Annotated in this window: 25 protein-coding genes and 1 tRNA gene; 13 read left to right on the top strand and 13 right to left on the bottom strand. The window is 72.2% G+C overall.

What is annotated here, in order from left to right; translation table 11 throughout:
- Positions 1–54: 54 nt before the first annotated feature.
- Genes HZZ00_RS02470 through HZZ00_RS02460 form a run of 3 tightly spaced genes read right to left on the bottom strand, consistent with a single transcriptional unit; the run spans position 55 to position 3,433 of the window.
- Entirely contained in the window at positions 55–939 is an 885-nt protein-coding gene (locus tag HZZ00_RS02470; protein WP_180330664.1) for an SDR family oxidoreductase, read from the bottom strand.
- Entirely contained in the window at positions 936–1,880 is a 945-nt protein-coding gene (locus tag HZZ00_RS02465; RefSeq protein ID WP_180330663.1) for an alpha/beta fold hydrolase, read from the bottom strand. The genes HZZ00_RS02470 and HZZ00_RS02465 overlap by 4 nt, the downstream gene beginning before the upstream one ends.
- Positions 1,877–3,433 (bottom strand): NAD(P)/FAD-dependent oxidoreductase, encoded by a 1,557-nt coding sequence (locus HZZ00_RS02460; RefSeq protein ID WP_180330662.1) that lies wholly within the window; start codon positions 3,431–3,433, stop codon positions 1,877–1,879. Before HZZ00_RS02460 ends, HZZ00_RS02465 begins: the two co-directional genes overlap by 4 nt.
- Before the next feature lie 133 nt (positions 3,434–3,566).
- Here HZZ00_RS02460 and HZZ00_RS02455 point away from each other — a divergent pair, with 133 nt between their 5' ends.
- Positions 3,567–4,244, top strand: coding sequence for a MerR family transcriptional regulator (locus HZZ00_RS02455; RefSeq protein WP_180330661.1), 678 nt, complete (start codon positions 3,567–3,569; stop codon positions 4,242–4,244).
- 7 nt (positions 4,245–4,251) lie between these two features.
- Here the strand turns inward: HZZ00_RS02455 and HZZ00_RS02450 are convergent, their stop codons facing one another.
- A complete protein-coding gene (locus HZZ00_RS02450) occupies positions 4,252–5,055 on the bottom strand; it encodes an exodeoxyribonuclease III (protein ID WP_180330660.1) in 804 nt (267 codons plus the stop codon).
- Between the two features lie 76 nt (positions 5,056–5,131).
- On the opposite strand from HZZ00_RS02450, the gene HZZ00_RS02445 reads away from it, so the two are divergent.
- Positions 5,132–5,608 (top strand): GNAT family N-acetyltransferase, encoded by a 477-nt coding sequence (locus HZZ00_RS02445; RefSeq protein ID WP_180333360.1) that lies wholly within the window; start codon positions 5,132–5,134, stop codon positions 5,606–5,608.
- A 49-nt stretch (positions 5,609–5,657) separates the two neighbouring features.
- On the opposite strand, the gene HZZ00_RS02440 is transcribed toward HZZ00_RS02445, so the two are convergent.
- From HZZ00_RS02440 to galU, 7 genes are all read right to left on the bottom strand, one after another.
- Positions 5,658–5,731: transfer RNA gene (locus HZZ00_RS02440), tRNA-Ala, on the bottom strand.
- 91 nt (positions 5,732–5,822) lie between these two features.
- Positions 5,823–6,977: a gephyrin-like molybdotransferase receptor GlpR gene (gene glpR / locus HZZ00_RS02435; RefSeq protein WP_180330659.1), complete on the bottom strand. Its 1,155-nt coding sequence runs from the start codon at positions 6,975–6,977 to the stop codon at positions 5,823–5,825.
- A 174-nt stretch (positions 6,978–7,151) separates the two neighbouring features.
- Positions 7,152–7,775, bottom strand: a complete 624-nt coding sequence (locus HZZ00_RS02430; RefSeq protein WP_070023752.1) for a GNAT family N-acetyltransferase — start codon at positions 7,773–7,775, stop codon at positions 7,152–7,154.
- Positions 7,776–7,795: 20 nt separating this feature from the next.
- Complete coding sequence (locus tag HZZ00_RS02425) at positions 7,796–8,296, bottom strand: molybdenum cofactor biosynthesis protein B (protein ID WP_074992531.1); 501 nt, start codon at positions 8,294–8,296, stop codon at positions 7,796–7,798.
- Entirely contained in the window at positions 8,293–8,805 is a 513-nt protein-coding gene (gene moaC / locus HZZ00_RS02420) for a cyclic pyranopterin monophosphate synthase MoaC (protein ID WP_180330658.1), read from the bottom strand. The genes HZZ00_RS02425 and moaC overlap by 4 nt, the downstream gene beginning before the upstream one ends.
- Positions 8,806–8,910: 105 nt before the next feature.
- On the bottom strand, positions 8,911–10,233 hold the full coding sequence (gene glp / locus HZZ00_RS02415) for a gephyrin-like molybdotransferase Glp (protein WP_180330657.1): 1,323 nt from the start codon (positions 10,231–10,233) through the stop codon (positions 8,911–8,913).
- On the bottom strand, positions 10,230–11,141 hold the full coding sequence (gene galU / locus HZZ00_RS02410; protein WP_180330656.1) for a UTP--glucose-1-phosphate uridylyltransferase GalU: 912 nt from the start codon (positions 11,139–11,141) through the stop codon (positions 10,230–10,232). The genes glp and galU overlap by 4 nt, the downstream gene beginning before the upstream one ends.
- Positions 11,142–11,279: 138 nt before the next feature.
- Here galU and HZZ00_RS02405 point away from each other — a divergent pair, with 138 nt between their 5' ends.
- Positions 11,280–11,855, top strand: coding sequence for a 5-formyltetrahydrofolate cyclo-ligase (locus HZZ00_RS02405; protein ID WP_374028540.1), 576 nt, complete (start codon positions 11,280–11,282; stop codon positions 11,853–11,855).
- Between the two features lie 64 nt (positions 11,856–11,919).
- Here the strand turns inward: HZZ00_RS02405 and HZZ00_RS02400 are convergent, their stop codons facing one another.
- Complete coding sequence (locus HZZ00_RS02400) at positions 11,920–14,835, bottom strand: penicillin acylase family protein (protein WP_180330654.1); 2,916 nt, start codon at positions 14,833–14,835, stop codon at positions 11,920–11,922.
- 185 nt (positions 14,836–15,020) lie between these two features.
- On the opposite strand from HZZ00_RS02400, the gene HZZ00_RS02395 reads away from it, so the two are divergent.
- The 6 genes from HZZ00_RS02395 to mscL all read left to right on the top strand — a co-directional run bounded on the left by HZZ00_RS02395 (position 15,021) and on the right by mscL (position 20,995).
- The gene (locus tag HZZ00_RS02395) at positions 15,021–16,628 is read left to right on the top strand and encodes a potassium/proton antiporter (RefSeq protein WP_180330653.1); all 1,608 of its coding nucleotides are present in this window, start codon (positions 15,021–15,023) and stop codon (positions 16,626–16,628) included.
- 194 nt (positions 16,629–16,822) lie between these two features.
- A complete protein-coding gene (locus HZZ00_RS02390) occupies positions 16,823–18,118 on the top strand; it encodes an MFS transporter (protein ID WP_180330652.1) in 1,296 nt (431 codons plus the stop codon).
- A 67-nt stretch (positions 18,119–18,185) separates the two neighbouring features.
- A complete protein-coding gene (locus HZZ00_RS02385) occupies positions 18,186–18,494 on the top strand; it encodes an FmdB family zinc ribbon protein (protein ID WP_180330651.1) in 309 nt (102 codons plus the stop codon).
- 127 nt (positions 18,495–18,621) lie between these two features.
- On the top strand, positions 18,622–19,455 hold the full coding sequence (locus HZZ00_RS02380) for an S-methyl-5'-thioadenosine phosphorylase (RefSeq protein WP_180330650.1): 834 nt from the start codon (positions 18,622–18,624) through the stop codon (positions 19,453–19,455).
- A gap of 406 nt (positions 19,456–19,861) precedes the next feature.
- On the top strand, positions 19,862–20,395 hold the full coding sequence (locus tag HZZ00_RS02375; protein WP_180333359.1) for a hypothetical protein: 534 nt from the start codon (positions 19,862–19,864) through the stop codon (positions 20,393–20,395).
- Positions 20,396–20,533: 138 nt separating this feature from the next.
- Positions 20,534–20,995, top strand: coding sequence for a large conductance mechanosensitive channel protein MscL (mscL, locus tag HZZ00_RS02370; protein WP_180330649.1), 462 nt, complete (start codon positions 20,534–20,536; stop codon positions 20,993–20,995).
- A gap of 19 nt (positions 20,996–21,014) precedes the next feature.
- On the opposite strand, the gene HZZ00_RS02365 is transcribed toward mscL, so the two are convergent.
- Positions 21,015–21,191 carry a hypothetical protein gene (locus HZZ00_RS02365; protein ID WP_180330648.1) on the bottom strand — a complete coding sequence of 59 codons (177 nt, stop codon included), beginning with the start codon at positions 21,189–21,191 and terminating at the stop codon, positions 21,015–21,017.
- 94 nt (positions 21,192–21,285) lie between these two features.
- Between HZZ00_RS02365 and HZZ00_RS02360 the strand changes: the two genes are divergently transcribed.
- From HZZ00_RS02360 to HZZ00_RS02345, 4 genes are all read left to right on the top strand, one after another.
- Complete coding sequence (locus HZZ00_RS02360; RefSeq protein ID WP_180330647.1) at positions 21,286–22,524, top strand: low temperature requirement protein A; 1,239 nt, start codon at positions 21,286–21,288, stop codon at positions 22,522–22,524.
- A gap of 40 nt (positions 22,525–22,564) precedes the next feature.
- Entirely contained in the window at positions 22,565–23,590 is a 1,026-nt protein-coding gene (locus HZZ00_RS02355; RefSeq protein ID WP_180330646.1) for a P1 family peptidase, read from the top strand.
- A gap of 141 nt (positions 23,591–23,731) precedes the next feature.
- Positions 23,732–24,943, top strand: a complete 1,212-nt coding sequence (locus tag HZZ00_RS02350) for an Ig-like domain-containing protein (protein WP_180330645.1) — start codon at positions 23,732–23,734, stop codon at positions 24,941–24,943.
- 158 nt (positions 24,944–25,101) lie between these two features.
- Complete coding sequence (locus HZZ00_RS02345; protein WP_180330644.1) at positions 25,102–25,848, top strand: DUF6227 family protein; 747 nt, start codon at positions 25,102–25,104, stop codon at positions 25,846–25,848.
- Positions 25,849–25,883: the final 35 nt, after the last annotated feature.

Here is a 25,883-nt window from a genome sequence, read left to right as displayed (position 1 = left end):
CCCCTTGCGGGGCCACGACCAGATTCACACGGCCGACCACGCTCCGCATGTGGATCAGTGACGGTGCGTGACACGCGCGGCCTCGTCCGCCGCACCGCCCGCACCCACCAGCCCGGACCGCATCCCCTCCAGCCGGGGCGCGAACCGCTTCATCTCCCGCTGCCCCACCGACCCGATGAGCGCCGGGAGATACCCGCGCACGCTCTGCATCCCGCGCAGCCACCACTGCGCGTACACGTGCGAGGAACGCCGCTCGATGCCCGCGACGAGCCGGTCCACCGCGGGGCCCAGCGGATACGTCTTGTTGGACGGCCACGGCAGCCGCTGCCGCAACTCCCGCATCACGTCGTCCTGGTCGGCGCCGCGCACCATGTCCGTGTCGGTCCACGACAGATAGCCGACACCGACCCGCACGCCCTGGTAGCCGACCTCGGCCCGCAGACTGTGCGCGAACGCCTCCACACCGGACTTGGAGGCGCAGTACGCCGTCATCATCGGCGCCGGCGTGATCGCGGCCAGCGAGGCGATCTGGAGGAGGTAGCCGCGGCTTTCGACCAGCACCGGCAGGAACGCACGGGCCGTCACCGCGGAACCGATCAGATTCACCTCGATCACCCGCCGCCACGCCTCCGGGTCCGAGTCGACGAACGGACCGCCCGTCGCCACACCGGCGTTGGCGACCACGATGTCGACCTTGCCGAACCGCTCCTTCACCTCCCGCGCCACCCGGCTCATCGCCTCGTGGTCGGTGACGTCGGCGTACCAGTGGGCACTCTCGCTGTGCAGCCGGCCGGAGACCTCCTTGAGGACCTCCTCCTCCAGCCCGACCAGGGCCACCTTCGCGCCGCGCGCCGAGAGCTTGCGCGCCAGCAACTCGCCGACACCGCGCGCCGCTCCGGTGACGACCGCGACCTGCCCCTCCAGACCGACCCTGCTCATGCGCCCTCCTTGATCCGCGCGGGAGCGGGCTCGCCGGCCCCCGTGACATACGTGGTGACGAGTTCCCGGATGCGGCCCGTGACCCGTTCGGGCTCCTCGACCGGGGTCATGTGCCCGATGCCGGGCAGTTCGGTCAGGCCGACGCAGTTCGGCAGCCCGGCGGCCATGGCGTGGGCGTGCACCGGGGGCACGAGCCGGTCGGCCGCGCCGTGCACGATCGCGGTGGGCATGCTCAACGCCCGTATGCCGTGGTCGAGATCGAGCGTGGCCAGCACCTGGGACCAGGCGTGCCGCGCGGGCGTCGGGCAGGCGTGCACGATCCGGGCGCAGGCCTCCACCATCTGCGGCGTCGAACGCGCGCCCATGGTCCCGTACTTCAGGATGCGCTTGGCGACCGGGGTGACCGGCCCGAACGGGACGCGCGAGCCGAGCACGCGCCCGCTGAGCCAGGCACGCACCGGCCCCTCGCGCAGCGGCAGCACCCGGGCCTCGGCGACCAGCCGGGAACTGCCGGTGCTGCACAGCAGGACGGCGGCGGCGTGGGCGCGCAGCCGGGGACGCTCGGCGGCGGCCATGATCGTCATGCCGCCCATGGAGTGCCCGACGACCAGGGCCTGTTCGCCGTCCGCGAGCGTCGCGGCGAGCACCGCCTCCAGGTCGTCGGCGAGCGCCCGGGTGGTGCACACCGGGCTCAGCGGACTGCGCCCGTGGCCCCGCTGGTCGTACACGATCACCCGGTGGTCGGCCGCCAGGTCCCGCAGCTGCGCCGCCCAGAAGGCGGTCGAGCAGGTCCAGCCGTGCAGCAGGACGACCGGGGGCGCGTCCTGCGGACCGTGCACCTCGACGTGCAGCCGGGCGCCGTCGGTGGAGGGGACGGCGAGTTCACGGGCGGGGGCGGGCGGGGCGTACGGGCCGGAGGTGACGGCCGTGATCCGGCTCACGCGGCGACCTCGCTGTTCCGCCCGCTCTTCGAAGAGCCCGCCGGCTCGCCGGACTTCCCGCCTTCGGGGGTCTCCCGGGCCGCCGCGGGGCGGACCACCTCGTACTCGCCGAGGTCCACGTGCCGGGTCACCCGCCGGAACTCGCCGGTCGTACCGGGCCAGACGGTGGTGTTGCGGCCGCTCGCGTCGAGGTACCAGCTGGTGCAGCCGCCGGTGTTCCACACGGTGCGCCGCATGCGCTCCTGCACCTTGTGGTTCCAGGCCGCGACCGCCTCCGGCCGGGCGTCCAGGGCGGTGCGGCCGCCGAGCACGTCCAGCTGGCGCAGATAGTCGGCCATGTAGTTCAGCTGGGACTCGATCATCAGGATCATGGAGGAGTTGCCGAGGCCGGTGTTGGGCCCGATGACCGTCATGAAGTTCGGGAAGCCGGCGGCCGTGGCGCCGCGCAGCGCCTTCATGCCGTCCTTCCAGGACTCGGCGAGCGTGATGCCCTCCGCGCCGACCACCCGCTCGGCGATCGGCATGTCCGTGACGTGGAAGCCCGTGCCGAAGATGATCGCGTCGACCTCGGTCTCGGTGCCGTCGGCGGCGATCACCGTGGAGCCGCGGATCTCGCTGAGCCCGCTGTCGACCACGTCCACATTGGGCCTGGTCAGCGCCGGGTAGTAGGTGTTGGACAGCAGGATGCGCTTGCAGCCGATGCGGTAGTCCGGGGTGAGCTTGGCACGCAGCGCCGGGTCCTTGACGGCGCGCGCCAGATGCCGCTTGGCGAGCTGCTCGACCAGGCCGAGTTCGTCGGGGTGCTTGGTGAAGGCCTGCACCTGGAGTTCGCGGATGCCCCACAGCAGCCCGCGCCGCAGCTGGGTGGTCAGCGGCAGCGAGCGGTGCAGCCAGCGCTCGGCCGGGCTGATGGCACGGTCCACGCGGGGCATCACCCACGGCGGGGTGCGCTGGAAGAGGGTGAGCCTGCCCACCTGGGACTGGATGGCGGGCACGATCTGGATGGCGGAGGCGCCGGTGCCGACCATGGCCACGCGCTTGCCGCGCAGGTCGTAGTCGTGGTCCCAGCGCGCGGAGTGGAACACCTTGCCGGGGAAGGAGTCCAGGCCCGGGATGTCCGGGGTCTTCGGGTCGGACAGCGGGCCGGTGGCGGAGACCACGACGTCGGCGGTCAGCGATCCGCGCGTGGTCTCGATGTGCCAGCGCAGCTCCTCGCGGTCCCAGCTCAGCAGCTTCACCTCGGAGTCGAAGCGGAGGTGCCGGCGCAGTCCGAACACATCGGTGACGTGCTCCAGGTAGGCGCGGATGTGCCGCTGCCCGGAGAAGGTGCGGGGCCACTCGGGGTTGGGTGCGAAGGAGAAGGAGTACAGATGGGAGGGCACGTCACAGGCGCACCCGGGATAACTGTTGTCCCGCCAGGTGCCTCCGACGCTGCCGGCCCGTTCCAGGACGACGAAGTCGGTGATCCCCTCGCGGCGCAGCCGCACCGCGGCGCCCAGCCCGCCGAAGCCGGACCCGATCACCGCCACCCTCACATGCTCGTGCTCGGCCATCCCGAAGCCTCCACGCCTCACCTAGAAATGCTGCCAGTGAACACTGGCACGATGGGACTGTAGAACAGCTCCGTACCGAGCGGTAGGGGGCGCGGGAAGGAAAGTTACCGGCGGTACACCATAGGCTTCGGACGTGGCAGGAGACGCAGAACACCCGGAGGCACCCCGTCAGGGCCCGCGCGAGTACCGCACGGAGGAACTGGCGCGGCTGGCCGGCATCACCGTGCGCACACTGCGCTTCTACCGCGAGCGCAAGCTGCTGCCCCCGCCCCGCCGCGAGGGCCGTCTCGCCTGGTACGACGACCACCACCTGGCCCGGCTGCGCACCATCGGCGCACTGCTGGAACGCGGCCACACTTTGACCGGCATCGCGGAACTCGCCGAGGCCCTCGACCAGGGCCGGGACGTCGCCGACCTGCTCGGCGTGGGCACCCCGACCGAGGAGGAACCAATCCGCCTCACCCCGGAGGAACTGGCCGCCCGCTTCGAGGGCCAGGTCACCCCGGAGAACCTGGCCGCCGCGCTGAAGGCGGGCTACCTGGGCACCGACGGCGAGGAGATCGTGCACATCAGCCGCCGGCTGCTGGACGTCTCCTCCGCCCTGGTCCGCGAGGGCATCCCGCTCGCCGAGGTCCTGGCCGCCGGCGAACGCGTCCGCGAACACGCCGAGGCCCTGGCCGACCTGTTCACCACCATGGTCCTGCGCCACGCCCCCGAAGAAGACCTGCACCGCCTGCGCCCCCTGGCCCGCAGCGTGGTCGACGCCGAACTGTCCCTGGCCCTGGACCGGAGGCTGAGCAAGCGGGAGTGAACCCGGCTCAGGGGCCGTAGACCACGGTTACCGGAGCGTGGTCGGACCAGCGCTCGGCGTGCGAGGCGGCGCGCTCCACCCGGGCCTTGAGGGCGCGGGCGGCGAGGCCGGGCGTGGCACAGTGGTAGTCGATCCGCCATCCCGCATCGTTGTCAAAGGCCCGTCCCCGGTACGACCACCATGTGTAGGGGCCCTCGGTGTCCGGGTGCAGGGTGCGGACGACGTCGACGTAGCCGCCGTCCGCCGGGTCGAGGACCTGGTCGAGCCAGGCGCGCTCCTCGGGGAGGAAGCCGGAGTTCTTGGTGTTGCCGCGCCAGTTCTTGAGGTCGGCCTCACGGTGGGCGATGTTCCAGTCGCCGCAGACGAGCACCTCGCGGCCCTCGGCGGCGGCCCGCTCGCGCAGCCGCTTGAGGTGGGCGAGGAACTCTCCCATGAACCGGACCTTCTCGTCCTGACGCTCGGTGCCGACCTCGCCGGAGGGCAGGTAGAGGGAGACCACGGTGACGCCGGGCAGGTCGGCCTCGACGTAGCGGCCGCTGCCGTCGAACTCGGCGGAGCCGAAGCCGACCCTGATCCGGTCGGGCTCGCGCCGGGTGTAGAGCGAGACGCCCGCACGGCCCTTGGCCGCGGCCGGGGCGTGCACCACGTGCCAGCCCGCGGGCCGTCCGGCCTCCTCGGGCAGCTGGTGCGGCTCGGCGCGCACCTCCTGGAGGCAGACGACGTCCGCCTCCGTCGCGGCCAGCCACTGGACGAAGCCCCTCCTGGCGGCGGCCCGCAGCCCGTTCACGTTCACCGAGGTCACAGTCAGCACCCGGGCACGATACCGGCACACTGGACGGAGCCCTCACCACCGAGGGGTCCCTCCGCAGGAAAGCGCGATGCCCAGCATGAACCTCCGCCGCGTCCGTTTCGACCATCCCGACGCCATCAAGCTCAACGACGTGGTCCAGGCCGAGTACGCCGAGCGCTACGGCGACGACGGCGACGCAACGGTCCTCACCCCGGAGGACTTCCTCCCGCCCCGGGGGCTGTATCTGATCGCGTACGACGAGGCCGACCGCCCGGTGGCCACCGGCGGCTGGCGCAGCCAGGACCGCAACGACGAGGGTTACGCGGACGGTGACGCCGAGCTGAAGCGCATGTTCGTGATCGAGCAGATGCGCGGCCGGGGGCTGGCCAGACGAATACTGGCCGCCCTGGAGGAGGACGCCCGCGCGGCCGGCCGCGTCCGGATGGTCCTGGAGACCGGCACCAAGCAGCCGGAGGCCGTCGCCCTGTACACCTCCAGCGGTTACGAGCCGTGCGCCAAGTTCGGCTACTACCGCTTCCACGCGGAGAGCCTCTGCTACGCCAAGCTCCTGTAGACGCGCTGAAGCCCCGGTCGGTGAGAACCGACCGGGGCTTCATGCTGCGTGGACCTGAGGGGATTTGAACCCCTGGCCCCCTCGATGCGAACGAGGTGCGCTACCGGACTGCGCCACAGGCCCTTGCAACGAGTGAAACTCTAGCATCCCGATCGGGGTGCTTGGAAATCCGTTCCCCGACTGGTCAGGGGCGGCTTTCGGAGTGTGGCGGCCGTCACTCGTTGGCGGCGCGCGGGCGGTCGCCGTCCTCGTACTGGTCGAAGAGCGGGGTGCGGCCGCGCTCGCGTGCCCGGCGCGCGGAGGCGGCGCGGCGCGCGTCGCTGCGGCCGTCGGCCGGCCGGTCACCGGCGGCGGACGCCGGCTCGTCCTCCTCGGCGGGCGCGTGGCCCGCCTCGACCTCCGGGGCGACGGCGCTGGAGCGGGCCGAGCTCCAGGTGTCGGGGCCGCCGAGGTCGACGCCGGAGGTGGCCCGGGGTGCGACGGGGGCGGTCACATAGGTGGGCAGCGGCACCGGTACCGGCTCCCAGCTGTCCCCGCGTCCCGGGCGCTGCTGCCGCTCGCGCTGCTGGTCGACCCATTCGGCGTGGTCGGTCTGTTCCACGAGGGCGCGCCGGTCCGCGGCGAGCGCGAGGAGGCCGGGGTCCGTGTCGGTCCCTGTGGCCTCCTCCGGTTCGTCGGCGGCGCGGGCCGCCTCGGGCGAGGGCGCCCGTCGGCGCGGCTGGCGCTCGCGCAGCCGCTGGGCGGCGACCTCGGCGCGGCGGCGGTCCATCTGGTAGGCGAAGCGGCGGCGTTCCTGGGTGCGCAGATAGGCGATGTACGCGCTCAGGAGCACGGCGGGTACGCCGGGTGCCCAGAGGAAGGCGAGGCCGCCGACGGCGGCGACGATCGCGCCGAGGGTGAAGGCGAGGAAGAGCAGCACGGTGGTGCGCCGGCGGCGCGCGAGCACCTTGGAGCGCCGGGCGCGCGCTGCGGCGGCCTGCGCCGAGGGTGTGCGTCCGGGCGCCGGTGCGTGCTGCCGGGCGGGGTCCTGGTCCCGGTCCGGTTCCGCGCTCCGGGGCGTCTCGGGGCCGGTGTCCAGGGGGATCTGACGGCGGGTCGGAGGCATGGCGAAGGCCCGGACGTCCACCGAGTCGGTGACGGCGTCCGGGTCGACGGCGTCCGGCTCCCCCTCCTGGGTGGAGCGCGCCCGCAGGTCCTTGGCGTACCGGCGCTCCATACCCGCCCGTCCGGACAGCAGCCGGATGGCGGTGCTGAAGCGTTCCGTCGGACGGGCCTCGTTCAGCTCGTCCTGCCTACGGAGCCACATCGGCACCAAGTAGGCGGCCCAGGCCCCGACAATGACTGCGTAGATGAGGCCGCTGCTGCTCACGCCTCACACCGTAGAGGGATTTGGCCGAGGGGATCGGCCAATTGGGCCGGTGTGTCGCACGATCTGGCTGATATTTCCAGCATTTTTTGCGACCGATGCGATCAGCGGACCGCTCGCACGAGGTAATTCAAAGCCGCAGAGACGGTCAGGCACCGATCAATTTCGAACATATATTCAATTACTGTTCTGCGGATTCCGTTGTCCCCGCGCGGCCGAGCGCGCCCGCCGCCAGCGTCCGAGCAGCCCGTCCGGCACCTCCTCGGCGGTGAGCGCGAAGACCAGGTGGTCGCGCCAGGCGCCGTCGATGTGCAGATAACGCGGGCGCAGCCCCTCCTCGCGGAATCCGAGTTTCTCCACCACCCGCCGGCTGGGCCGGTTCTCCGGGCGAATGCACACCTCGATGCGGTGCAGCCCCACGCTGCGGAAGCAGTGGTCCACCGCCAGCGCCACGGCCGTCGGCATCACCCCGCGCCCGGCCACCGCCTCGTCCACCCAGTAGCCGATGTGCCCCGAGCACATCGACCCCCAGGTGATCCCGGCCACCGTCAACTGCCCGACGAGCCGCCCCTGGTACTCGATGACGAAGGGCAGCATCCGGCCGGCGTTGGCCTCGCGGCGCAGATGCCGGACCATCTGCCGGTAGGTCGGCCGGTGCGCGACCGGACCGCTCGGGGTGGGCGGCGGGATCGTGGCCTCCCAGGGGCGCAGCCAGTCCCGGTTGCGCCGGTTCACCTCGCGCCAGGCCCCCTGGTCGCGCAGCTTTATCGGGCGGAGGACGACGTCGCCGTCCGCCAGCACGACCGGCCAGATGGAGCCGTTCAGCTCGCACCCCCACTGCTGGGTCTGGGATGGTCGCCGCCGCGGATCTGGTCGACGGCGTGGGTCAGCAGGGGCTCCAGGACGGCCAGGCCGTCCTTCACACCGCCCGTGGAACCCGGCAGATTGACGATCAGGGTGCGCCCGGCCACCCCGGCCACGCCCCGGGAGAGCGCCGCCGTCGGCACCTTGGCGAGGCCGAAGGCCCGGATCGCCTCGGCGATGCCCGGCACCTCGTGGTCGAGCACCGCGCGGGTCGCCTCGGGGGTGCGGTCGGTCGGGGTGAGGCCGGTGCCGCCGGTGGTGACGATCGCGTCGTACCCGGCGGCCACTCCCTCGCGCAGGGCCGCCTCGACCGGTTCCCCGTCCGGGACGACCCGGGGGCCGTCCACCGTGAAGCCCAGGCGCGCGAGGCCGTCGGCGATCAGCGGGCCGCCCTTGTCCTCGTAGACTCCCGCGGCGGCCCGGTTGGAGGCGGTGACCACCAGCGCGCGGTAGCTCATGACCGGCTCCAGTCGCCCGACTTGCCGCCCGTCTTCTCCTCGACCCGTACGTCCGTGATGACCGCTCCCTTGTCGACCGCCTTGACCATGTCGATCACCGTGAGCGCGGCGACCGTCACCGCGGTGAGGGCCTCCATCTCGACGCCCGTGCGGTCCGTGGTCTTCACGGTGGCCGTGATCTCGACGGCGTCGTCCGTGACCGACAGGTCCAGTTTCACACCCGACAGCGCCAGCGGGTGGCACAGCGGGATCAGGTCCGGGGTGCGCTTGGCCCCCATGATGCCCGCGATCCGCGCGGTGGCCAGCGCGTCCCCCTTGGGCACCCCCTCGCCGCGCAGCAGCTCGACCACGCGGGGCGAGACCAGGACGCGGCCGCAGGCGCGTGCGGTGCGCGCGGTCACGTCCTTCTCCGAGACGTCGACCATGCGGGCCGCGCCGGCCGCGTCGAGGTGCGTCAGACGGTCCTGTGCGGGGGATCGGGGGGTCTGCCCCCGGGACGGTTCGGTCATGCTGTACGGCGCTCCCGGTCCGGGCCCGTCGCCGTGCGGTGCGCGGGCCTGTTGTGCGCGACACGGTACCGCCAAGTAGCCCCGCACAGCTGACCAGGAGGCGCCTCAGCCGAGCACCACGACCTCCACCTCGGTGCCGGGCTCGACCGACTCCACGTCCTCGGGTACGACGATCAGCGCGTCCGCCTGGGCCAGCGCCGCGACCAGATGGGAGCCCGCGCCGCCCACCGGGGTCACCTCCCCGTCGGCGTACCGGCCGCGCAGGAACTGCCGGCGGCCCTTCGGGGAGCGCAGCGCCTCGTCCGCCTTCAGCGTGGCCCGTACGCGCGGCCGGTGCAGGTCGGTGAGGCCCATCAGGGCGCGGATCGCGGGACGCACGAACAGCTCGAAGGAGACGTAGGACGACACGGGGTTGCCGGGCAGCGCCAGCAGGGGCGTGTGGTCGGGGCCGATGGCGCCGAAGCCCTGGGGCTTGCCGGGCTGCATGGCCAGCTTGCGGAACTCGATGCCGCTGCCCGCCACGTCCTCGTCGCCGATGTCCGCCAGCGCCTCCTTGACCACGTCGTACGCCCCGACGCTCACCCCGCCCGTGGTGACCAGCAGGTCGGCGCGGATCAGCTGGTCCTCGATGGTGGAGCGCAGGGTCTCGGCGTCGTCGGCGACGGCGCCCACCCGGTAGGCGAGGGCGCCCGCGTCCCGCGCGGCGGCGGTGAGGGCGAAGCTGTTGGAGTCGTAGATCCGCCCGCCGCCCAGCGACTCGCCGGGCTGGACGAGTTCGCTGCCGGTGGAGACGACGACCACGCGGGGGCGGGGACGCACCTTCACCGTGCCGCGGCCGATCGCGGCGAGCAGCGCGATCTGCGGCGGGCCGAGGATCGTACCGGCCTCCAGGGCGCGGTCCCCGGCCTTCACGTCGCTGCCCTCGGCCCGTACGTGCGCACGCGCCGCCACGGGCCGGTGCACGCGCACCTGGCCCTCGGCGCCCTCGGGGGCGAGGCTGCGCGCCCGCATGCCGGTGGCCGGGCCCTCGCCGAGCCCGCCGTCGGTCCACTCGACGGGGACGACGGCCTCGGCGCCGGGCGGCAGCGGGGCGCCGGTCATGATCCGGGCGGCCTGGCCGGGGCCGACCCGCACCGGGTCGTCCGCGCCCGCCGCGACGTCCCCGACGACCTCCAGGACGGCCGGGAACTCCTCGCCGGCCCCTTCCACGTCCGCGACCCGTACCGCGTAGCCGTCCATGGAGCTGTTGTCGAACGGCGGCAGCGACACCGGCACGGTGACGTCCTCGACCAGGACACAGCCCTGGGCGTCCAGCAGTTGGAGTTCGATGGGCTCCAGGGGGTGGACGCTGGAGAGGATGTCCTCCAGGTGCTCGTCCACCGACCACAGGTCGTCTTCGCCGGTGGGGCGGGGCGCGGCGCTGGTCAACTCTGCTGCATCTCCTCGGCTACGTAACTGCGGAGCCAGGCCCGGAAGTCGGGGCCCAGGTCTTCACGTTCGCATGCGAGTCTGACAATGGCACGCAGATAGTCGCCACGGTCTCCGGTGTCGTAACGGCGGCCCTGGAAGACGACGCCGTGCACCGGGCCGCCGACCTTCTCGTCGTCGGCCAGCTGCTGGAGGGCGTCGGTCAGCTGGATCTCGCCGCCGCGGCCCGGCTCGGTGGTGCGCAGTATGTCGAAGACGTGCGGGTCGAGGACGTAGCGGCCGATGATCGCGTAGTTGGACGGGGCGTCCGCCGCGTCCGGCTTCTCCACCAGCCCGGTCACCCGGACCACGCCGTCCTCGCCGGTGGCCTCCACGGCCGCGCAGCCGTACAGGTGGATCTGCTCGGGCGCGACCTCCATGAGGGCGACGACGCTGCCGCCGTGCCGCTCCTGGGTGTCGATCATGCGGCGCAGCAGGGGGTCGCGCGGGTCGATCAGGTCGTCGCCGAGGAGGACGGCGAAGGGCTCGCGGCCGACGTGCGGAGCGGCGCACAGCACGGCGTGGCCGAGGCCCTTGGGGTCGCCCTGGCGGACGTAGTGCATGGTCGCCAGGTCGCTGGACTGCCGCACCTTGGCGAGCCGTTCCTCGTCGCCCTTCTTCTCCAGGGCGGATTCCAGCTCGTAGTTGCGGTCGAAGTGGTCCTCCAGGGGACGCTTGTTACGACCGGTGATCATGAGGACATCGTCGAGCCCCGCCGACACGGCCTCCTCGACCACGTACTGGATCGCCGGCTTGTCGACGACCGGCAGCATCTCCTTGGGAGTGGCCTTGGTGGCCGGAAGGAACCGGGTACCAAGGCCTGCCGCCGGAATGACAGCCTTGCTGATCCTGGGGTGCGACTGAGTCATGCCCGCCACCTTAACCGGTGACTTTAGGGGCAATCCGGAGATCAACTCGGCCGCCCCTTCGCCGACGGAAATCAGGAAAGGGCACGAGAAGGACCCGTGGAAAACGACGGACGCGCGGACGACTCTGACAAGCGGAAGTTGCGGCGAGACCTCCTCTCGGTGAGGAGCGGGTTGCCCGAGGATGACGTGCGGGAATCGGGCCGGGCGCTGGCCGCGCGCGCCCTGGAGCTGCCCGAGCTGGCGCGGGCGCGCACGGTCGCCGCGTACGTGTCGGTGGGCTCCGAGCCCGGCACGGGCGCGCTGCTGGACGCGCTGCGCGCGCGGGGGACGCGGGTCCTGCTGCCCGTGCTGCTGCCCGACAACGATCTCGACTGGGGCGAGTACACCGGCCAGGAGTCCCTGGCACGGGTGCAACACGGCGGGAAGATGGCCCTGTTCGAGCCGTCGGGCGCGCGGCTCGGCCCCGGGGCCGTGACGGGCGCGGACGTGGTCCTGCTGCCCGGGCTCGCGGTGGACGCGCGCGGGATGCGGCTGGGGCGCGGCGGCGGCTCGTACGACCGGGTGCTGGCCCGGCTGGAGCGCGCCGGGGCCCGTCCCCGGCTGGTGGTGCTGCTGTACGACACGGAGGTCCTCGACCGGGTCCCGGCCGAGGCGCACGACCGGCCGGTGCACGCGGTGGTGACGCCGTCCCGGGTGCGCCGCTTCGGCCGGTAGCCGGTGGACACGGGAACGGCCCTCCACGCGCGCGCGGAGGGCCGTTCCGGGGTGATCGTGGCGGCTACGGCTGGAGGACCAGCGTGTCGCTCGTGCTCTTGTCGACCGCCTTGGCGGAGTACGACCAGGGCAGCAGTTCACCCTTGGACCACTTGTCCGTCTGGTCCGTGTAGTGGGCGCTGAAGGCGTGCCCGGAGGCGCCGGTCAGGTTGATCCACTTGGACTTGTCGAGATCGGCGAGGTTGACCACCATCCGCATCGACGGCACCCAGACGACGTTGTAGCCGCCGGCCGCGTTCCAGCCGGTCGCGTCCACCGCGGCCTCGCCGCCGTTGAGCTTCCAGGGACCGCGGTTGAGCAGGTACTGGAGCGCCTTCGGGCCGTCGGTGCCGAGCGTCTGGTTCTTCAGGAACAGGCGGTGCAGCCGGCCCCAGTTCCAGGTGTCGATGTCCTTGCCGAGCTTGGCGGTCAGCTCCCAGCGGGCGTCGATCATGGCGCGGGCGAAGAGCTGGTCCATGTTGGCGGCCGGCGGGCGGGTGCCCGCCTTGGGGGTCTTCCACCAGTCGCTGTCCGGCTTGTTCATCAGGTTGCGCACGACCTCGAACCAGCGGTCGCCGCCGTCCGGCTGCGCCTGGTCGTCGGCGCGCTGGCCGCACTCGCGCACCTTGGTGTCGTCGTCCACCGGACCGGTGCTGTCGATCTTGTCGACCCACAGGCACTGGCCCTTGACCCGCAGCTCCTTGGGGAGCTTGTTGCCGAAGGCGAGCTTGAGGATGTTGCGCCAGACGGCGTTGAAGTACGCGGCGGCCGCCGAGTCCGAGTCCTGGGTGTAGTCCCAGCCCTCCAGCAGCTTCTGCGCGTCGCGCACGTTCTTGTCGTCCAGGTTGATCTTCAGCAGCTTCGGCACCAGCAGCTTGGCGATCTCGCTGCTGTCGTCCAGCTGCATCTGCCGCATGTCGTCGGTGGAGATCTTGCCGCCGCCCTTGATCTTGGACTCGATCAGGTCGGTGATCCGCTGGCTGCGGGTGCCGTAGCCCCAGTCGGTGGTCAGGGTGTACGGGTACTTGTCCTTGTCGACCACGGCCTGGTTGGCGGTGACGATGTAGCCGCGCTTGGGATCGAGCTCGTACGGCAGCTCGTCCTGCTGGATGAAGCCGGTCCAGCGGTACTGCGGGTCCCAGCCCGGCGCGGGCACGGAGCCGTCGTCGGCGGTGGAGCGCGTGGGGATCTTGCCGGGCAGCGTGTAGCCGATGTGGCCGTGGGTGTCGGCGTAGATCAGGTTCTGCGAGGGGACGTCGAACTTGGCGGCCGCGGCGCGGAAGTCGGTCCAGCCGGCCGCCTTGTCGAGCGCGAACACGGCGTCCATGGAGGTGCCGGGGTCGAGCGCGGTCCACCGCAGGGCGATGCCGTAGCCGTCGCCGCGGTCCGGGGCCGCGGTGTTGACCGTGGCCTTCTTGCCGACCTGGACCAGTTCGTCGTCGCGGTCGGACAGCAGCGGCATCCCGTCCTGGGTCTGCCGCACCACGATCTTCTTCGGGGCGCCGCCGGCGACCTTGATGGTCTCCTCGCGGGTCTTGAAGGGCCGCACCTTGCCGCCGTACTGGTAGCCGCCCGCGGTGACCTTCTCCAGGTAGAGGTCGGAGACGTCCACCCCGGAGTTGGTCATGCCCCAGGCGATGTCGCCGTTGTGACCGATGACCACACCGGGCATCCCGGCAAACGTGTAACCGGTGACGTCGTACTGGCACTTGGCCGACACGGTCCGGCAGTGCAGGCCCATCTGGTACCAGACGCCCGGCAGGGACGCCTCCAGGTGCGGGTCGTTGGCCAGCAGCGGCTTGCCGGTGATGGTGTACTTCCCGGCGACGACCCAGGAGTTGGAGCCGATGCCCTGGCCGTTCACGCCGACGGCGGTCGGGAGGTTGTCCAGGGCGTTGTAGAGGCCCCCCAGCTGGCTCGTGAGGCCCGAACCGGTGCCGGCCGAGGTTCCGGTGCCGGTCGTGCCCGTGGTGCCCGTGGTGCCCGTGGACGAGCCCGTGGCGCCGGTCGTGCCGGTGCCGGTCGTGCCCGTCGTGCCCGTCGTACCGGTCGTGCCGGTCGTGCCGGTCGTGCCGGTCGTGCCCGTGGTCCCCGTGCCCGCCGTGCCCGTGCCGACGGGCGTGCCCGCTCCGACGCTCTGCTCGAAGCTCTTGGTCAGCGCGCTGTACTGGCCTTCCTGCACGATCGGCTTGTTGCGGCTGTAGGGGTAGTCCGGGTAAAGGTCCCGGATCTGCTGCGGGCCGAGCCGGCTCGTCATCAGAGCGCGGTCGATCTCGTCCTGCATGTTGCCGCGCAGGTCCCACGCCATCGCCTTCAGCCAGGAGACCGAGTCGACCGGGGTCCACTGCTCGGGCTTGTAGTCGTTGGTCAGGTTGAGGGCGGCGTACTCCAGGGAGATGTCCTTGCCGTCCTTGCCCTTCAGGTAGGCGTTGACGCCCTTGGAGTAGGCGTCCAGGTACCGCTTGGTGGCGGCCGACAGCTTGGTGTCGTACTCCTGCTTCGCCACCCGGTCCCAGCCCATGGTGCGCAGGAACTCGTCGTTCCCGACCTGGCTCTTGCCGAACATCTCCGACAGGCGTCCGGCGGTCATGTGCCGGCGCACGTCCATCTCGTAGAACCGGTCCTGCGCCTGGACGTAGCCCTGCGCCATGAACAGGTCCGCGTCCGAGGACGCGTAGATCTGCGGGATGCCGTTGGCGTCCCGCTTGACGTCGACCGGACCCGACAGACCGTCGAGCTTGATCGTTCCGGTGGTCTGCGGCAGGGAGGCGCGCACCGTGCTGACCGACCAGTACCCGCCGTAGGCGATGCCTGCGATGACGGCCATGACCAGCAGCAGTACGAGCAGTCGGGCTCTTCGCCCCTTCTTCCTGCCGGACTTGGCGGGCGCGGCACCGGTGGTGGCGGTGTCACCCGTTGTGGCGGTGGTGTTCGGGGGCATCGCTGTCCTTGCTGTCCTAACGCGAGCGGCAGGTCGGGCTGTGACTTTGAATGAGCGCTGGAGCAACCATAGGCGCAGGACCCCGTGCGCCTTGACGCGGAGTCGGGAACGAACGCGCACCAGCGTTCGGTCATCTCTGGAGAACGTCAAGAAAGCGTCAAGAATTAGGTAAGGTAACGAAGTACTTGGATGCGGTCCGCCGCAGCCTCGGATCTTGTGTTCGCGCCGTCCGCGCGTCCCCGCGCCCGGGCCAAGGAAGGGAAGCGCCGCTGACTGTTCACCACCTCAACCAGCTCCTGCTCGTCTGCTCCCTCGTCCTGCTCGTCGCCGTCGCGGCGGTGCGGATCTCCTCGCGCAGCGGGCTCCCCAGCCTGCTCGTCTACCTGGGGATCGGCGTCGTCATGGGCCAGGACGGCCTGGGCCACATCCGCTTCGACAGCGCCGCCGTGACGCAGGTCATGGGTTACGCGGCCCTGGTCGTGATCCTCGCCGAGGGCGGTCTCGGCACGAAATGGAAGGAGATCCGGCCGGTCCTGTCGTCCGCCTCCGTCCTCGCCACCGGGGGCGTCGCGGTCAGTGTCGGGGTCACCGCGGCGGGCGCGCACTATCTGGTCGGGCTGGACTGGCGGCAGGCCCTCATCGTCGGCGCGGTGGTCTCCTCGACGGACGCGGCGGCCGTCTTCTCCGTGCTGCGCAGGATCCCGCTGCCGTCCCGGGTGACCGGCACCCTGGAGGCGGAGTCCGGCTTCAACGACGCCCCGGTGGTCATCCTGGTCGTCGCCTTCTCCACGGCCGGACCGGTCGAGCACTGGTACCTGCTGCTGGGCGAGATAGCCCTGGAGCTGGCCATAGGCGCGGCCGTCGGGCTCGCGGTGGGCTTCGCCGGCTCCTGGGGGCTCAGGCACGTGGCGCTGCCCGCCTCCGGCCTCTACCCGATCGCCGTCATGGCCATCGCCATCTCGGCGTACGCGGCCGGCGCCCTGGGGCACGGCAGCGGCTTCCTCGCGGTCTACCTGGCCTCGATGGTGCTCGGCAACGCCAAGCTCCCGCACTGGCCTGCCACCCGCGGCTTCGCCGAGGGACTCGGCTGGATCGCCCAGATCGGCATGTTCGTCCTGCTCGGCCTGCTGGTCACCCCGCACGAACTGGGCGACGACGTCGTGCCCGCCCTGGTGATCGGGCTGGTGCTGACCATGGTGGCCCGCCCGCTCAGCGTGGTGCTCAGCCTGACGCCGTTCCGGGTGCCCTGGCAGGAGCAGACCCTGATGTCCTGGGCCGGGCTGCGCGGCGCCGTGCCCATCATCCTGGCGACGATCCCCATGGTGAACGGCGTCGAGGGCAGCCGGAGCATCTTCAACATCGTCTTCGTCCTGGTCGTCGTCTACACCCTGGTGCAGGGACCGACCCTGCCCTGGCTGGCGCGCAAGCTGCGGCTCGGCGAGAAGGGCGAGGCCGCCGACCTCGGCATCGAGTCGGCGCCCCTGGAGCGGCTGCGCGGGCACCTGCTGTCCGTGACCATCCCGGAGGAGTCGCGGATGCACGGCGTGGAGATCGCCGAGCTGCGGCTGCCGTCGGGCTCCGCGGTCACCCTCGTCGTCCGGGAAGGAAAATCGTTCGTTCCGCTGCCCAGCACGGTGCTGCGGCGCGGCGACGAACTCCTGGTGGTCGCCACCGATCCGGTGCGCGACGCGGCGGAGCGACGGCTGCGCGCGGTCGCCCACGGCGGCAAGCTGGCGAGCTGGCTGGGCACGGACGGGGCGCAGGCCGGCGGCTCGGGGACCGGAAAACGGTGACGCCTGTACGATGAGGGCGCACCCTGATCGAACCAACTCTGCCTGACGCAGAGCTGGCGCGACCGTATGGCGGCCGGGACGACCCCACCTCTGCGTGGCGCCGGCATCTACCGCAGTCCGCGCAAGAGGACAGCTCTCGGCGACCGGACCCGCACGGGGCCCGCGCGCTACCAGGCGGCGGAAAGGCACGGGCCGTGGGATCCACGGTCACCGACGAATCGGCGAAGACCTCGACGGCGTCCTCCCGCCCGGGATACGGACCACTGCTGCGCACCCGTGGCGCGTGGACCTTCCTGCTCCCCGGTTTCGCGGCGCGGCAGCCGTTCGCGATGCTCACCCTCTCCATCGTGCTGCTGGTGCAGCACACCACCGGCTCGTACGGCGCCGCGGGCGCCGCCGCGGCCGTCACCGGCGTCTCCATGGCGCTGTTCGCGCCCTACAGCGGGCGCCTGGCCGACCGTTACGGCCAGCGCGCCGTGCTGCTCCCCGGCGTCCTGGTACACGCGCTGTCCGGGCTGTCCCTGACCGCGCTCGCGCTGGCGCACGCCCCCCTGTGGGCGCTCTTCGTGGCGGCCGTGCCGACCGGCGCCTCGGTGCCGCAGGTCGGCCCCATGGTCCGGGCGCGCTGGGGCGTGAAGCTCCAGGGCACGCCCCTGATGGCCACCGCCGCCGCGTTCGAGTCCGTCACCGACGAGCTGACCTTCGTCTTCGGGCCCCTGCTGGCGACCGCGCTGTGCACCGCCGTCGACCCGGCGGCCGGCCTGCTCACCGAGGCCGGCCTGACCCTCGTCGGCGGTCTGCTGTTCGCGGCGCAGAAGAGCACCCAGCCGCGGGTGACCGCGCGGGACGGGCACACCCGCGAGGACCACGGCTCCGCGCTGCGCGTGCCCGGGGTGCGCGTGCTGGTCGTGACCTTCCTCGGCATCGGCTCGGTCTTCGGCGGCATGCAGGTCTCCCTGGCCGCCTTCACCCAGTCGATCGGCGAACCCGGCCTGAACGGCGTCCTGTACGGCGTGTTCGCCGCCGGCAACATGCTGTCCGGCATCGTCTGCGGCGCCATCGCCTGGAAGGCGGCCCCCCAGCGCCGCCTGGTCGTCGGCTACACGGCGCTCGCGGTGGCCGCCTCCGCGCTGTGGACGGCGCACTCCGTGCCGCTGCTCGGCGCGCTCGGCCTGCTGGTCGGCATGTGCATCGCGCCGTCGCTGATCACCGGCTACACACTGGTCGACAAGCTGGTGCCGGCGGGCGCGCGCACCGAGGCCTTCACCTGGCTGACCGGCGCGGTGGCGCTGGGCCAGGCGGCCGCGGTCACGGTGGCCGGGCAGCTGGAGGACCGGCTGTGGGACGGCTCGGGATTCCTGGTGCCGATGGGCGGCACGGTGCTCGCCCTGGTGACCCTGCTCGCACTGCGCTCGCGGCTCGCCGGACGCCGGGAGAGCCAGGAGGTGGCGCGTGGCGTCGGTCACCGCACGCCGGTCACGGTGGACTGATCCCCGGGAATGCGTCACTATGGAGCGTCGTTAGCACTCATTGAGTGAGAGTGCCAGGAGGAAGACAGTGCCGACCTACCAGTACCAGTGCACCGAGTGCGGCGAGGGCCTCGAGGCGGTGCAGAAGTTCACCGACGACGCCCTGACCGAGTGCCCCAGCTGTGGTGGCCGCCTGAAGAAGGTGTTCTCCGCGGTCGGCATCGTCTTCAAGGGCTCCGGCTTCTACCGCAACGATTCCCGCGGCTCCACGTCGAGCAGCAGCCCGGCGGCGAAGTCGTCCGGCTCCTCGTCGACGTCCGGCTCCTCGACGTCGTCCGACTCGAAGTCGTCCTCGGCGTCGTCGGCGTCCAGCTCGACCGGCACCTCCGCCGCCTGAGGCATTCCGCTCGACGCCGGCCCCGCTGTCACACGACGGCGGGGCCCTCGGCGTCCCCCGGCCGGGGCACGGAGGCCGTTGTGGAACCCCCTGCTGCGCGGGCGCGCGGCCAGCTAATGTCTTGGCCATGGCGAACGCAGAGATCGGCGTAATCGGCGGCTCGGGCTTCTACTCGTTCCTCGAGGACGTGACCGAGGTCCGGGTGGACACCCCCTACGGGCCGCCCAGCGACTCCCTCTTCATCGGCGAGATCGCCGGCCGGCGGGTCGCCTTCCTGCCCCGGCACGGCCGCGGCCACCATCTGCCGCCGCACCGCATCAACTACCGCGCCAACCTGTGGGCGTTGCGCTCCCTCGGCGTGCGCCAGGTGCTCGGCCCCTCCGCGGTGGGCGGCCTGCGCCCCGAGTACGGGCCGGGCACCCTGCTGGTGCCGGACCAGTTCGTCGACCGCACCAAGTCCCGGGCGCAGTCCTACTTCGACGGGCTGCCGCTGCCCGACGGCACGGTGCCGAACGTCGTGCACGTCTCCCTGGCCGACCCCTACTGCCCCACCGGGCGGGCCGTCGCGCTCAAGGCCGCCCGGGGCCGGGACTGGGAACCGGTGGACGGCGGCACGCTGGTCGTGGTCGAGGGACCCCGCTTCTCCACGCGCGCCGAGTCGCTGTGGCACCAGGCGCAGGGCTGGTCGGTCGTGGGCATGACCGGCCATCCCGAAGCGGCCCTCGCCCGCGAACTGGAGCTGTGCTACACCTCCCTGACCCTGGTCACCGACCTCGACGCGGGCGCCGAGACCGGCGAGGGCGTCTCCCACGAGGAGGTGCTGCGGGTGTTCGCGGCCAATGTGGAGCGGCTGCGCGGGGTGCTCTTCGACGCGGTGGCCGCGCTGCCGGAGAACGGGGCGCGCGACTGCCTGTGCACGCACGCGCTCGGCGGGATGAATCCGGGCTTCGAGCTGCCGTAGCGGGGGCGGGGTCGCTGTAGCGGGAGCGGGGTGCCGTAGCGGACCGAGGGGCGTACGCGGAGGGCCCCAGCGGACCGGCGACGTCGGTGGAGTGCCGTGACCGGTGCGTGGGCGGGGCTCCGCAGCGGGAGCGGAACGGCTCGTTCGGGTGGGCGAGTTGTCCACAGGCGACCTGCGGTCCACAGGCTCCGGCGGGATTCGGCGCGAGGCGTCATCGTGGCAGCGCAAGCCGAATTCCTCGTCGCAGGCGGTGATCCCGATGCCCACCCCCTTGTCCGCCCAGCCGTCGTCCTCCCTGCCCACGTCCCTGCCGCCCTGGCCTTCCCCGTCCTCGTCCCCGCTGCCTTCGCCGCCTCCGCCCCCACCTCCCCCGTCCCCGCCCGCCGGGCAGTCGCCTTTTCCGCGGCTGCCGCGGCCCCTGGGCACGGACGCGCCCGCGACCTGCGAGGTGCCGCCGTTCGCCCCGGTGCGGGTGCGCGGCGGGAGGTACCGGGTGCAGCGCCTGGTACGGCACCGGGGGCGGGCGGTGGCGGCCGGCCTCGCGGTGACCGCGGCGGCGCTGGTGGCGGCGGGGCCGCGCGCTCCGGCGGACCGCCCCGCCGCGGCGCCGCCCACCGGATACGCGCGCGGACACCCGGCGGCCGCACCGCACCGGCAGCGCCCGGCGGAACTGGTGGCGGCCCCCGTGCGGATCGCGGACGCGGACACGGTCCGGCTGCTGCGCCCCGGTGACCGGGTGGACGTCGTGGCCGCGCAGGACGCGGCGGCCGGGAGCGGTGCCCGGGTGCTCGCGCGCGGAGCGCGGGTGACGGGGGTGCCGCGGCCGCCGGACGGCGTGGCCGAGGGCGGCGCGCTGATCGTGCTGACGGTGCCGCGCGCCACGGCGACGGCGCTCGTCGGTGCGGGCGCCACGGCGCGACTGGCGGTGACGCTGTGCTGAACCGGGGCGGTCCACTGCTTGACGACTCGCCGTCAAGTCGCTCGTTCGAGGGACAGAATTGGACAGGATGGCGGCACCGTGCCGTAGGTTGCGGAGCGTTTTGTTCCACAACTTGTGTACACGAGGAGCGTCCCAGAGGTGAGCGCGAAGAAGGAACCGAGCGTCTGGCAGGGCTTCAAGGCCTTCTTGATGCGCGGCAACGTCATCGACCTGGCCGTGGCGGTGGTCATCGGCGCCGCCTTCACGAACATCGTGAACGCGCTGGTGAAGGGGATCATCAACCCGCTGGTCGGTGCGATCGGCACGCAGAACCTGGACAACTACAGCACGTGCCTGAGCGGCTCGTGCCACGGGACGCACGGCATCCAGCTGATGTGGGGCTCCGTCCTCGGCGCGGCGCTGTCCTTCCTGATCACCGCGACCGTCGTGTACTTCCTGATGGTCCTGCCGATGTCGAAGTACCTGGCCCGCCAGGCGGACCGCAAGGCCGCGCGGGAGGGCACGAAGGAGATCGTCGAGGTGACCGAGCTGGAGGTCCTCAAGGAGATCCGCGACGCGCTGCTGGCCCAGCGCGCTGCGGGGCACGACGACAAGCGTTAGACCGGTGTCCGCCGCCGGCTCAGATGTGGTGCGGCGGCTTCTCGTCGAGGAAGCGCTTGAGGTCGGACGCGCTGTCGCCGTCCGGCCGCTCGCCCCAGCCGCGGTCGGTGTCGTCCGAGGACTGCTGGTCCAGCGGGTCATCGAAGACCAGCGCGGGCTTCGGGTCACGCGGCTCGGATACGGGGGCGTCGCTCATGCGTCCAGGGTACGACCCCCGCCCCGGAGGCCCCCCGGCCGCTTGTGGGGCCCTTCACCAGCCGGTGGCCCGGATTTCTGCTGTGCTGGGACCCATGACGTCCAGTTCCACCCCGGCCCACGCCTCCCCCGGCGCCCCGCACCCCTCCGCCCCCGTGAAACGGCTCACCGCGCGCGGGCGTGACGAGGCCCACCGGGTCTCCTCTCCGCTGGAGCTCTTCTTCGACCTGTGCTTCGTCGTGGCGATCGCACAGGCGGGCGTGCAGTTGGTGCACGCCATCGGCAACGGGCACCCGGGCACCGGGGTCCTCGACTACGCCATGCTGTTCTTCGCCATCTGGTGGGCCTGGATGAACTTCTCCTGGTTCGCCTCGGCGTACGACAACGACGACGTGCCCTACCGGGTCGTCACGCTGGTGCAGATCGCCGGCGTCCTGGTGCTGGCCGCCGGTGTCTCCCAGGGCTTCCAGCGGCACGAGTTCCTGGCGGTATGGCTCGGCTACGCGATCATGCGGGTGGCGATGGCCACCCAGTGGCTGAGAGCGGCGCGCACGGCCGGGGGCACCGAGCGCCAGGCCACGCTGCGGTACGCGGGCGGCGTGCTGCTGTGCCAGATCGGCTGGCTGGGCCTGGTCGTGCTGCCGCAGCCGGCCCGTCCCTGGGTGTTCCTGGTGATGGCAATCCTGGAGATGTGCGTGCCGCTGTTCGCCGAGCGCCGTCACGAGACGTCCTGGCATCCGCACCACATCGCCGAGCGGTACGGCCTGTTCACGATCATCGTGCTCGGCGAGACGATCTCCGCGGCCACGGTCGCGGTGAAGTCGGCCGTGGACAGGCACTCCGCCCTGGGCGAGCTGGTGCCGATCGCGGGGGGCGGGCTCCTGATCGTCTTCTCCGCCTGGTGGATCTACTTCGTGGTGCCCATCCACGGCCATCTGCGCTCCAGCAAGCGGGCGTTCCTGTGGGGCTACGGCCACTACCTGATCTTCGCGTCGGCGGCGGCGATCGGCGCGGGCCTGGAGGTGTCCGTGGAGCAGGCCGTCGGCTCCTCGCACCTCTCCGCGACGGCCGCCTCGGCGGCGGTGACCCTGCCCACGGCGCTGTACCTGCTCGCCGTCTGGGTGCTGCACGCCCGGCACTTCAAGGTGGGCGTCGCCCAGCAACTGGTGCTGCCGGTCGCGGCCCTGCTGGTGCTCTGCTGCACCTTCCTCGGCGAGCGGGCGGTGCTCGCGGCGGGTCTGGTCTGCGCGGCGGCGGTGGCGGCCGGGGTGACGCTGACGGCGCGCACGGAGCGCGGGCGACGCGCGGCGACCGCCACGACACCGGCCGGCTGACCCCTTCGGCGCCGGCCGGGAGTGGGCCAGACTGGCCGGCATGACAGTCGACGCACTGACCGACGTCGCCGGGGTGCGGGTGGGGCACGCCACCCGCACCGGGAACGGCCGGCTCACCGGGACCACGGTCGTACTGGCCCCGGAGGGCGGCGCCGTCGCCGCCGTGGACGTGCGCGGGGGCGGGCCCGGCACCAAGGAGACCGACGCCCTCGATCCGCGCAACATGGTCCAGCGGATCGACGCGATCGTGCTCACCGGGGGCAGCGCCTACGGGCTCGACGCGGCGTCCGGGGTGATGGCCTGGCTGGAGGAGCGCGGGCGGGGCGTGCCGGTGGGGACGGACCCGGCGCACGTCGTGCCGGTGGTGCCCGCCGCGTGCGTCTTCGACCTGGGGCGCGGCGGCGACTTCCGCGCCCGGCCGGACGCCGCGACGGGACGCGCCGCGGTGGAGGCGGCGGCCGCGACCGCGCCGGGCGCCCCGGTGCCGCAGGGCTGCGTGGGGGCCGGCACCGGGGCGGCGGCCGGCCTGCTCAAGGGCGGGGTGGGCACCGCGAGCACGGTGCTCGGCTCGGGGATCACGGTGGCCGCGCTGGTGGTGGCCAACGCCGCGGGCTCGGTGCTGGATCCGAAGACGGGGGTGCTGTACGGGGAGTTGTACGAGGGCCGGGTCGCCTACCCGGAGCGGCACGTGCACGAGGCGGCGCGGCGGCGGCTGGCGGAGGCGGGGGCCGGCAGCACGCCGCCGCCGCTGAACACGACGCTCGCGGTGGTCGCGACCGACGCGGACCTGTCCAAGGCCCAGGCCCAGAAGCTGGCGGGCACCGCCCACGACGGCATCGCCCGCGCCGTGCGCCCGGTCCATCTGCTGCACGACGGCGACACGGTCTTCGCCCTGGCCACCGGTGCCCGCCCGCTGGACGCGCACCCGTTGGCCCTCAACGAACTGCTCGCCGCGGGCGCGGACCTGGTGACCCGGGCGATCGTACGGGCCGTGCGCGCGGCCGAGTCGGTGGACGGACCCGGCGGGACGTGGCCGTCCTACGGGGAGTTGTACGGGCACCCGTAGAGACCTGGTGAGGACGGGGATTGTCGCGGTTTCGTCACGTCATGCCGATCCGGGGCGTCGGCGGGAACCTCAGCGAGGGTTTGCGCGCTCTTTATTGACGCTGGAACGGATCACTCACATCACACGAACCTGGAGCAGCCCGTGACAACGCCGGACATTACAGCGCGGCGCGCACTGGTGGCCTGTGCCGCCCTGATGGTCGGCGCCCTCACCCTGACCGCCTGCGGCGGCGACGCCAACGCCTCCAACAGCGGCGGCAAGGACTCCCCCAAGACCTCGACGGCGAAGATAGCGATATCGGCGAAGGACGGCGCCACGGACGCGTCCATCAACGCGACCGGCGTGAAGGTCAGCGACGGCAGGCTGACGGACGTGAAGATGACCGTGGCCGGGTCCGGGCAGACCGTGCCGGGGGCGATATCCACGGACGGTCACAGCTGGAAGCCGAAGCAGCAGCTGGAGCGCGGCACGAAGTACCAGATAGCCGCGACCGCCAAGGACGCCGACGGGCGCCCGGCGGCGGCCAACGCCATCTTCACCACGGTGAGTTCCGCGAACAGCTTCATCGGCACCTACACGCCGGACAACGGCTCCACGGTCGGCGTGGGCATGCCGGTGTCGTTCACCTTCGACAAGTCGATCACCGACAAGAAGGCCGTGCAGTCGCACATCACGGTCAACTCCAGCAGCGGCCAGCAGGTGGTCGGGCACTGGTTCGGCGACCGCCGTCTGGACTTCCGGCCGCAGGAGTACTGGAAGGCCGGCTCCAAGGTCACGATGAACATCGACCTGGACGGAGTGCAGGGCGCCCAGGGCGTCTACGGCGTGCAGAAGAAGACCGTCTCCTTCACCGTCGGGCGCTCCCAGGTCTCCACGGTCGACGTCAACACCGAGACCATGACCGTGGTGCGGGACGGCCAGACGCTCAAGACGGTGCCGATCTCCGCGGGCAGCCCGCAGCACACCACGTACAACGGGCAGATGGTGATCTCCGAGAAGTTCACCCAGACCCGGATGAACGGCTCGACGGTCGGCTTCGGCGGGGAGTACGACATCCCGGACGTGCCGCACGCGATGCGGCTGACCACCTCGGGCACCTTCATCCACGGCAACTACTGGTACAACCGCGGCAACCCGCCCTTCGGCCGCCAAGGCACCAGCCACGGCTGCGTCGGCCTCGCGGACGTGCAGGGCGCGCAGGGCGACACCCCCGCGAAGTGGTTCTTCGACAACTCGCTCGTCGGCGACGTCGTCATCGTGAAGAACTCCCCCGACTCCACCGTCTCCCCGGACAACGGCCTCAACGGCTGGAACATGTCCTGGAGCGCCTGGACCGCCGGAAGTGCCGCCTGAGCGGCGACTTTTGACCTCACGTGGGGCCGCGCGGGAACTTCTCGCGCGGCCCGCGCGTTTTCCCGGTGTTCGTTTTCCTCAATCCCGGGACATGATGTCCGACCGAGGGGCTACGGTATGCACCCACAAGGTGACATGCAGCAACGCCGGGAGATGCCTTGAGCGTTCCGTACGAGACGGCAGCGTACGAACCAGCCGAGTCGCCCGAGTCTCCCGAGGAGCACCTCGCGCGGCTCCTCGGCCGTGCCCTGAACTCCTTCGAGCTGCCCGACGAGGTGATCCGGCGCCTCGACTGCGCGCTGGCCCACGACAGTTCGCTGCACTCGGCGCACCACAGCGCCGGGCTGCACCGGGAGACGTACCGGCACACCTGGCTGCTCGCCGACGGTTCGGCCGTCACGCTGTGGGAGCTGGCGCACAACACCACCCCGGGCGGTGCCCCGGAGCACGAGGTGTACGCGGACGAGGAGGAGCTGGGGGCGGCCACCGCGCGCCTCGGACTGGCGCCGGACGCCCCCGAGCTGGAGCTGCCCGCGCCGATCTGGCTGTGGGCGGTGCCCACGCCCCGGCACGTGTTCGCCTCCGGCGACTGCGCCGACCACGTCCGCCGGCTGCTGCGCCGCGCGGAGAACCCGGACCGCCCCGACGCCCGCACGGCGGCCCTGCTGGCCACGGCGACGGCCCACGAGATCACCCAGGCGTTCGGCCGCCCGGGCCGGGTGGGCCGGTCGGGAGTGAGCTATGTGCTCTACGAGCACGCGTTCCTGCTGCCGGACGGCAGCGAGGCTTCCCTGTGGGAGGTCGAGCACACGGCGACGCCGGACGGGCGCCACATGTGCGAGGTGTACACGTCGGAGGAGGCGGCCCGCTCCGCGATGGAACGGCGCGCGGCCCGACAGGGCTAGGGTCTTCCAGGCTGCTGCGGCGGCCGGTCCGGGAG

Source organism: Streptomyces sp. NEAU-sy36 (assembly GCF_013423905.1).
GTDB classification, from domain to species: domain Bacteria; phylum Actinomycetota; class Actinomycetes; order Streptomycetales; family Streptomycetaceae; genus Streptomyces; species Streptomyces misionensis.
Note: the sequence above shows the minus strand (reverse complement) of the source record. Positions and strands in the feature narration are given on the sequence as shown.